Raw genomic sequence first — 8,716 nt, 5'->3', positions numbered from 1 at the left:
GCGTCCACTTTGTGGTTCCCGACAGACGATCGGGAATCAAACTGAATACACCGCTCTGCCCATTCGTGGGCAGCAGCCGGAACATGTTTGAGACCGTGATTCATGGTCGAAAGTGTTCCGGTGGTCATAGCGAGAGGGAAACGCCCGGTCACATTCCGAACCCGGAAGCTAAGCCTCTCAGCGCCGATGGTACTGCAAGGGGGACCTTGTGGGAGAGTAGGACGCCGCCGGACTTAACGTAGGCAACACCAGGGAACCCCTGACCAGCACTGGTCAGGGGTTTTCTGCGTTTCCGGGCTGAGCCGTAGGATCAGCCGACGACGGAGGAACGATGACCGAAGCCTGGCCGGCACTGCCCGAGGGTTCCCGCTTGGCACTGCGGGAGATCCTCATCCACGGCACGCTCTCGCGGGCGGAGATCGCACGGTCGCTCGGGCTGTCGCGCGCGAGCTTGACCCGGGCGATGCGGATCCTCGTGGCACACCGGCTCGTGGTCGAGGTCGGTACCGACGTTCGTGGCGCCACCGGTCGGCCGTCGGAGCTGCTGCAGTCGAGTTCGGGGCAGTGGGAGTTCCTCGGCGTCAAGCTGACCCGGGAGCGCCTGTACGCCGCGGTGACCGACCTGGGCGGGCGGGTCCTCGCCCTGCACGAGGAGACCGTCCCGTCGACCGTGCCGGAAGACCTGGCCGACCAGATCAGCACCGTGCACGAGCGCCTCCGTGCCGTGCACCCTGCGATCTGTGCCGTCGGGGTGTCCCTGCCCGGTGACGTCCTCAGCCGGGGCGGAGAGGCCGTCGTGGCGTCGTCGCCGTTCCTCGGGTGGACCGACGTCGCGTTCGCCCGGATGGTCCGGGAGCGAACCGGGCTCGCAGCGTTCACGGCGAACGACGTCCACGCCCTGACCGTCAAGGAGCACTGGTTCGGTGCCGGCGCCGGTCGCGGGTCGATGGCCCTGGTCACCGTGGGTGAGGGACTCGGCCTCGGGCTCATCGTGAACGGGCAGGTGTCCACCGGCGAGCACGGGCGACTCGGTCGGATCGGGCACCTTCCGGTCCTCGGTGGTGGGCCCGACTGTGGCATCGGGCACGCGGGGTGTGCCTCGAGCTACCTGCCGAGCCCGGTCATCGTGCGGAACGCCGGGCGCGAGGGCTCGTCGTACGAGCAGGTCGTCGAGCTCGCGCGGAACGGTGACGAGCAGGCCGTGTCAGCGTTCGAGGACGCCGGGCGAGCACTCGGTGTCGTCCTGGCCACCGCGGTGCACATCGCCGACCCTGCCGCGATCGTCCTGACCGGCGACGGGCTGCCGGTGTACGACCTGGCACGGACCACGGTGGACGAGTCGCTCCGTGCGGCCCTGGCGCCGTACCGGCAGCCGGTGACCGTCGAGGTGCAGCCGTTCGAGTTCTCGGAGTGGGCGCGAGCGGGGGCGGTCCTCGCGATCCGGCAGCTGCTCGAGACCTGATGCGGCACCACTGACAGTGTGTTAGTTACACACGTTGACAAACACCGCCGGAGACGGGAGGCTGGTGCGGTCCACCCATCGAAGGAGATGCCGTGACCGCTGCCCCCACCGTCCCGTGGCCGACCGACGGCCTGTCGTTCGGCGGCGACTACAGCCCTGAACAGTGGCCGCGCGAGGTCTGGCTCGAGGACGTCCGCCTGATGCGCGAGGGCGGGGTGAACCTGGTCACGATCGGGGTCTTCTCGTGGGCGCTGCTCGAGCGGTCGCCGGGGGAGTACACCTTCGACTGGCTCGACGACGTCATCGCCCTGCTGCACGACAACGGCATCGCCGTGGACCTCGCGACGCCGACCGCCGCCCCGCCGAACTGGCTGCTGACCGCCCACCCAGAGGTGCTGCCGGTGGACGCCACGGAGCGACGGGAGCGCCCGGGCGGACGCCTCGGGTGGTGTGCGGCGTCGACGGTCTTCCGCGAGCACGCCCTGCGGATCGTCGGCGCCCTGGCCGAACGGTACGGCCACCACCCCGCGGTGCGGCTGTGGCACGTGAGCAACGAGCTCGGTGGCGGGAACGGCCGCTGCTACTGCGAGGAGTCGGCAGCGGACTTCCGACGCTGGCTCGCCGACCGGTACGGGGACGTCGACACCGCGAACGCCGCGTGGGGAACGGCCTTCTGGGGGCACACCTACACGTCCTTCGACGAGGTCTCACCCCCGCGTGGCGTCGGCGGCGCACCGAACCCCGGCCTCTTCCTGGACTTCGAGCGGTACTCGTCCGACGCCCTGCTCCGGCACTTCGACGCCGAGAAGGCCGTCATCGAGCAGCACTCGGACGTCCCCGTCACGACGAACTTCATGGTCGGTGCGGGATCGCAGGTCGTCGACTACGCCGCGTGGGCGAAGCACGTCGCGATCCCGGCGAACGACCACTACACGCTCGTCGACGACCCGCACCGCGAGCAGGACCTCGCCCTCGCCGCTGACCGGATGCGCGGCATCACCGCCGGCCGCACCCCGTGGTTGCTCATGGAGCACTCGACGGGCGGCCCGAGCTGGCAGCAGCGCAACCGGGCGAAGGAACCGGGCGAGATCCTGCGCAACTCGCTCGTGCACGTCGCCCGTGGGTCCGACGGCGCACTGTTCTTCCAGTGGCGGGCATCCACCGCGGGGGCCGAGCAGTTCCACTCCGCGATGGTCCCGCACGCCGGCACCCGCACCCGGATCTGGCGCGAGGTCGTCGCGCTCGGCCGGGCACTCCGCGACCTCGCCCCCGTGCAGGGCAGCCGCGTCGAGCCGGCCCGGGTCGCGATCGTCGTCGACGAGCCGTCCGGCTGGGCGCTACAGTCCGGGCTGAAGCCGCACCGAGCGCTGCGGTACTCGCGAGAGCTCCGTGCCTGGTACGCCGCGTTCCACGACCGACAGGTGCTCACCGACGTCGTGCCCTCGGACGCCGACCTCGACGGCTACGACGTGGTCGTCGTCCCCACGATGCTCATCGTCGACGACGCCACCGCCGCACGGATCGCCGCGGTGGTCGACCGCGGTGCGACCCTCATCGTCACCTACCTGTCCGGCGTCGCCGACGAGACCTCCCGCATCCGCTCCGGCGGCTACCCGGGCGCGTTCCGGCACGTGCTCGGCGCCTGGAGCGAGGAGTTCACCCCGCTGCAGCGCGACGAGACCCGCACGCTCGACGACGGCGGGACCGTCACCGACTGGGCCGAGGCCGTGGTGGTCGACGACGCCGATGTCGTGCTCCGGTACACGGACGGTCCGCTCGCGGACCGCGCAGCGGTCACCCGCCGCGCCGTCGGCGGCGGCGCCTGGTACGTGTCCGCGATGCTGCCTGCCCAGAGCACCCAGCGGCTCGTGGACCGGGTCATCGAGGAGCGCGCGCTCCCGCGGACGGTCACCGCGCCTCCCGGCCTGGAGGCGGTGCGCCGCGTCCACGACGACGGTTCCGTGTTCCTGTTCCTCGTCAACCACCGCGCGGACGACGTGACGGTCGTCGCGTCCGGTACGGACCTGCTCGACGGTTCCGGCCACGGGCCGGAGACCGTCGTGCCCGCCGGTCGCGTCCGCGTCCTGCGCGAGGAGCGTGCGTCGTGACCGTCGTGGACCGCGATCCGGCGCCGGCGCTCGCACTCGACGGACGGCAGGTGCAGGTCCTGCGCGGCGGCGGGGTGTCGCTCGTGCTGGCGACCGCCGACGACGGACTGCCCGAGGTGCTGCACTGGGGCCGCGACGTCGGACCCGTCACGGACGGCGACGGCGCCGAACTGCTGCTCGCGCTCGGACGGCCGCTCGGACCGAGCGCCCTCGATGCGGCCTGGCCACTGACCGTGCTGCCGACCGAACGCGACGGGTGGGAGGGACGACCCGCGATCGCCGGGCACGTCGACGGGCTGCCGCTCGTGCCGCGGTGGCGCGACGTCGAGGTGACCGCGGAACCGGGCGCGCTGGTCGTGACCGCGGTGTCCGACGAACTGCTGCTGCGGAGTGCCTTCCGGCTCGACGCCGCGGGGGTGCTGCGCGTCGGGCACACCGTGACCAACGGGGCCGCCGTGCCCGTGCACCTGCAGGCACTCGAGGCGACGATGCCCGTGGGCGAACGGGTCGGCGAGGTGCTCGACCTGGCCGGTCGCTGGACCCGGGAGCGCACCCCGCAGCGCCGGACCCTGACCGCCGGCAGCCATGCGCGGGAGAGCCGCCGCGGTCGCACCGGCCACGACGCCCCGACGCTGCTCGTGCTCGGGACGCCGGGGTTCTCGGACGCTTCCGGTGAGGTCTGGGGCGTGCACCTGGCCTGGAGCGCCGACTCGGTGCACCGGTACGACCTGCTCGCCGAGGCGCGACCGCTGCTCGGCGCCGGGGAACTCCTGCGCGCCGGCGAGGTGGTCCTCGGGCAGGGGGAGTCCTTCGCCGCGCCGGACGCCGTCTTCGTCTGGAGCGACGCCGGGCTCGACGGCCTGTCCGACCGGCTGCACGACTCGCTCCGCAGCCGCCCCGGCCACCCGAAGCGCCCCCGGCCGGTGGTACTCAACACGTGGGAGGCCGTCTACTACCGGCAGGGCCTCGCGCCCCTGGTCGCCCTGGCCGAGACCGCAGCGGACATCGGCGTCGAGCGGTTCGTGCTCGACGACGGCTGGTTCCTCGGACGGCGCTCGGACTCGACGTCGCTGGGGGACTGGCGCGTCGACCCGACGGTGTGGCCGGACGGCCTCGGGCCGCTCGTCGACCGGGTCCGCGGACTCGGCATGGAGTTCGGGCTGTGGTTCGAACCCGAGATGGTGAGCCCGGTGTCCGAGCTCGCGGCGGCGCACCCCGAGTGGCTGCTGCAGCGCCCCGAGGACGACGTCCGCACCTGGCGGAACCAGTACGTGCTCGACATGGCGAACCCGCTCGCGCGGGCCCACGTGCTCGAGGCGATGTCCGCCGTGATCGGGGCACACCACGTCGACTTCGTGAAGTGGGACCAGAACCGCGACATCGTGCATGCGGTCCACGCCGGACATGCCGGCATCGACGCGCACACCCGCGGGGTCTGGACGCTGATGGACGCCCTGCGCGCCCGGCACCCGTGGCTCGAGATCGAGGCGTGCGCGAGCGGCGGCGCCCGCGTGGACCTCGGCGTGCTGGAGCGCACCGACCGGGTGTGGCCGTCGGACTCGAACGACGCGTTCGAACGCCTGCCGATCCAGCGGTGGACCGAGGCACTGCTGCCGCTCGAGCTGATCGGCTCGCACGTCGGCCCCGAGGTCTCACACACCACCGGCCGGCACCTCGACCTGGACTTCCGGATGGCGGTGTCGCTGTTCGGTTCCGCCGGCATCGAGACCGACGTCACCCGGCTGTCCCCGACGGAGCTCGACCGGCTGCGGGCGTGGACGGCGTTGTACAAGCGGGAGCGCGGGCTGCTGCACACCGGCCGGCTGCGGCACCTGGAGCTCGGCGACCCCGGGCTCGTGGCGACCTCGGTCGTGGCCGTCGACCGGTCGCGGGCGCTGGTGCGGGTCGCACGGACCGAGACCGGGCCGCAGTCGCTGCCGGTGCCGTTGCGGATGCGGGGGCTCGACCGGGCTCGGCGCTACCGGCTCGCCCCCGTCGCGGGGCTGCGGGTGCCGCACGGACTCGACATGGTGCCGCCGGCGTGGCTCGTGCGCGGGCACCTGGAACTGTCGGGCGCGGTGCTCGAGGACGTCGGGGCGCGGCTGCCGCTGCTGGCTCCCGCGACCGCCATCGTGTTCGAGCTGCACGCCCTCGACTGACGCGACCCTGCCTGCCGCCGTCGGCCTGCCTGCCGCCGTCGGCCCGCCGGCCGCCGACGGCCGGCTGGCGTCGGCCGTCGGCCGTGGTCGGGCAGGCGCGGCCGGCGAGCGGGCGGAACATCCCGGTTCGTGGCGTGCGCACGCGGGTGTTTCGCCCGCTCGGCGGGACGGCGCGGCCGTGTTGGTGCGCTGACGGTTCTGGTTCGCGATCTCGCAGGATCGTGAACCAGAACCGTCACGCCGCTGGCGGAACCCGTCCCCGCCCGAGCGCCGGGCTCGTCAGGGGAGGAGCGAGCCCGCGTGACGGAGGACGAACGGGCCGACGAGCGCCTCGGCGTCGATGCCCGGCGCACCCGTCACCGTGAAGGTCACCGACTCGCCGGCCAGCAGGGACACCAGCCCGTCGTCGACCCGAGCGGCGGGGTCCACGCGGTCCGGGAACAGCGAGACGTCCCGTGCGTAGGACGTCGCCGTCACCGTGACGACCGCCCCGTCGTCCGTCGCCGTGACCGACGTGGACAGCGGCGAGCGGGCGAGCACCTGGTCGACGACCTCGGCGAAGTCGAACACCGTGCGGGTTCCGGCTCCGGTGACGACGAGCACCTCGGACCCGGAGTCCCCGGGCACGGCGAGCGAGGCCGGCAGCGTGACCCGGTCGGCGTCGGCGGGCGCGGCGGCCAGCGAGAACGACGACGAGTCGAGCACCGTGCCGTCGAACGCGACGCGGGAGACCGTGACCTCGTCGGCGACCGGCGCGCCGGACGCGTTCACGAGCACGACGTCGAGCCCACCAGCGGCGCCGGCGGCGCCGGCGGCGCCAGCAGCCCCGGCAGCAGACGGCTGCACGGTCAGCAGCACCGGCTGGTAGGCCTGCCGCACCGCGTACCAGACGGGCTTCCGGATGCCCGCGTGGTCGACGAGCGCCCAGGACACCACGGGCCAGTCGTCGTTGAGCTGCCAGACGATCATCCCGGTGTTGTCGGGCGTGCGGGACCGGAACCACTCCATGCCGAAGCGGATCGCGTGCGCCTGGTTGAGCTGCGACGCCCAGTGCCAGTCCTCGATGCTCGCCGGCGTCGGCAGGTGCCCGCGCATGCCGTCGGCGAGCTTCCGGTTGCCCTGGTCGGCCTTCTGGTGCACGAGCATCTCGTGGCCGTCGGGGTCGAGCGGCTCGTCGTGCACCACCGCGGTGAGGGTCGACCAGGCGGGCGGCCCCTGGAACCCGAACTCCGCCACGAACCGCGGGTTCCAGCCGGCGTAGGCCCGGTAGTCGAGCCGGTTCCAGACGTCCCAGATGTGCACGCTGCCGTTCCGCTCGTCGTTCGGCGACAGGTACTCGTCGAACGAGAACGGGCTGCCCGGCGTGTACGGACGGGTCGGGTCGAGCTCGGCGACGATCGCGGGCAGGAGCGAGCGGTAGTAGCCGTTGCCCCAGGTCCGGCCGACGAGCGACGGCCGCCAGCCCCATTCGGCGTACGCGACGAGGTTCTCGTTGTTGCCGTTCCACACCACGAGCGACGGGTGCGGGCTGAGCCGGGTGACGGCTTCGCGGACCTCGGGCTCGACCTCATCGGCGAGCCAGGGCTCCTCGGCGTAGGCGGCGCAGGCGAACAGGAAGTCCTGCCAGACGAGCACGCCGAGCTCGTCACACCGGTCGTACAGGTCGTCGGACTCGTAGATCCCGCCGCCCCAGATGCGGAGCAGGTTGACGTTCGCCTCGATCGCGTCGTCGATCCGGTCGGCGTAGCGCTCGGGCGTCATCTCGGTCAGGTACGCGTGGTCGGGGATCCAGTTCGCGCCCCGCACGATCACGGGCCGGTCGTTCACCCGGAGCAGGAACGGGGCTCCACCGGCGTCGGCGGCGGTGTCGAGCGTCACGGTGCGGAACCCGATGCGGCCGGTCCAGACGTCGTCGCCGACCTCGACCCGGACGTCGTACAACGGCTGGTCGCCCTCGCCGCGCGGCCACCAGACGGCGACGTCGGGGACCTCGAGCCGCACGACGGCGGAGCCGTCGACGACGGCGCGCACGCTGGTGACGGACGTCGCGCCCGGCGCGGACGGGCGGCCGGGAGGCACGGTGCCGGACCCGACGGGCGTCGCCGCCGCCTCGGTGCCGCTCGCGCCGGGGGCGGACGTGCTCTGCTCGGCCAGGGCGGCGCCGTGGCCGTCGGCCCCGCCGAGGGTGACGTGCGGGGTCAGGGTGACCCGCGCCTCCAGGCCGGGCCGACCGGACACCCCTGCGACCGGAGCCGACCCGATGTGCTGGGAGAAGGCCCCGGTGGAACCTGCGGACTCGACGTCGACGTGCGCGGTGAGCACGCCGGTGGTGCCGTCGACGTCGACCAGGGGGCGGACGGCCGCGATGCGGGCGCCGCTCCACGACTCGATGCCGATCGACTTCCAGATGCCGCTCGTGGCGACGTCGATGCCCCAGTCCCAGCCGAAGTTCGACGCGTTCTTGCGGAGTGCGTTGTACGGGTGGTGGTTGACGTGGGGGAGTTCGCCGCCGTGCAGGGCGGACAGTCGCTCGGCCGCGGGGACCGGGGCGTCGAAGGTGATCACGAGCTCGTTCGTGCCGGGGCGCAGCAAGTGCCCGACGGGGAACCGGTACGCGCGGTGCTGGTTCGCGGTGGTGGCGACGACGATGCCGTTCAGTTCGATCGTCGCGAGGGTGTCGAGTCCGTCGGCGACGAGGTCGTGGCGGGCGTGCGTGGTCGGGCCCGTGCCGGTCTCGCCCGACCACGCGAAGGTGCGGCGGTACCGCCACACCGTGTCGCCGATCCACTGGGTCGCGGCCTCGTTGTCGCCGTCGAACGGGTCGGGGATCCGGCCCGCCCGCAGCAGGTCGGTGTGCACGCAGCCGGGGACGATCGCGGCGACCGGCTCCCGGTGCGCATCGGCCTGTGCCGGGCCGTGCACCGCCTCGACCGTCCACGTGCCGTCCAGGGTGGTCCGCTCCATTGCGTCTCCTCAATCGTGACGGG

The 8,716-nt window shown here is 72.9% G+C and carries 4 protein-coding genes and 1 rRNA gene; 4 read left to right on the top strand and 1 reads right to left on the bottom strand.

What is annotated here, in order from left to right:
- Window positions 1–116: 116 nt before the first annotated feature.
- The 4 genes from rrf to EDF48_RS07695 all read left to right on the top strand — a co-directional run bounded on the left by rrf (window position 117) and on the right by EDF48_RS07695 (window position 5,729).
- Window positions 117–233 (top strand): 5S ribosomal RNA (rrf, locus tag EDF48_RS07710).
- A gap of 98 nt (window positions 234–331) precedes the next feature.
- On the top strand, window positions 332–1,462 hold the full coding sequence (locus EDF48_RS07705) for an ROK family transcriptional regulator (RefSeq protein ID WP_131879153.1): 1,131 nt from the start codon (window positions 332–334) through the stop codon (window positions 1,460–1,462).
- 92 nt (window positions 1,463–1,554) lie between these two features.
- Window positions 1,555–3,570, top strand: coding sequence for a beta-galactosidase (locus EDF48_RS07700; protein WP_131879151.1), 2,016 nt, complete (start codon window positions 1,555–1,557; stop codon window positions 3,568–3,570).
- Window positions 3,567–5,729 carry an alpha-galactosidase gene (locus EDF48_RS07695; RefSeq protein WP_243698060.1) on the top strand — a complete coding sequence of 721 codons (2,163 nt, stop codon included), beginning with the start codon at window positions 3,567–3,569 and terminating at the stop codon, window positions 5,727–5,729. The genes EDF48_RS07700 and EDF48_RS07695 overlap by 4 nt, the downstream gene beginning before the upstream one ends.
- Window positions 5,730–6,008: 279 nt before the next feature.
- Here the strand turns inward: EDF48_RS07695 and EDF48_RS07690 are convergent, their stop codons facing one another.
- Window positions 6,009–8,693, bottom strand: a complete 2,685-nt coding sequence (locus EDF48_RS07690) for a glycoside hydrolase family 2 protein (RefSeq protein WP_131879149.1) — start codon at window positions 8,691–8,693, stop codon at window positions 6,009–6,011.
- Between the last annotated feature and the right edge of the window lie 23 nt (window positions 8,694–8,716).

Origin of the sequence: Curtobacterium sp. PhB191, assembly GCF_004346515.1 — a bacterium.
Taxonomy (GTDB): domain Bacteria; phylum Actinomycetota; class Actinomycetes; order Actinomycetales; family Microbacteriaceae; genus Curtobacterium.
This window is presented reverse-complemented; position numbering and strand designations above follow the sequence as displayed.

Excerpts from the sequence above, each read along its gene's own strand:
- EDF48_RS07705 (WP_131879153.1), top strand. The coding sequence starts at position 332 with ATGACCGAAGCCTGGCCGGCACTGCCCGAGGGTTCCCGCTTGGCACTG.
- EDF48_RS07690 (WP_131879149.1), bottom strand. The coding sequence starts at position 8,693 with ATGGAGCGGACCACCCTGGACGGCACGTGGACGGTCGAGGCGGTGCAC.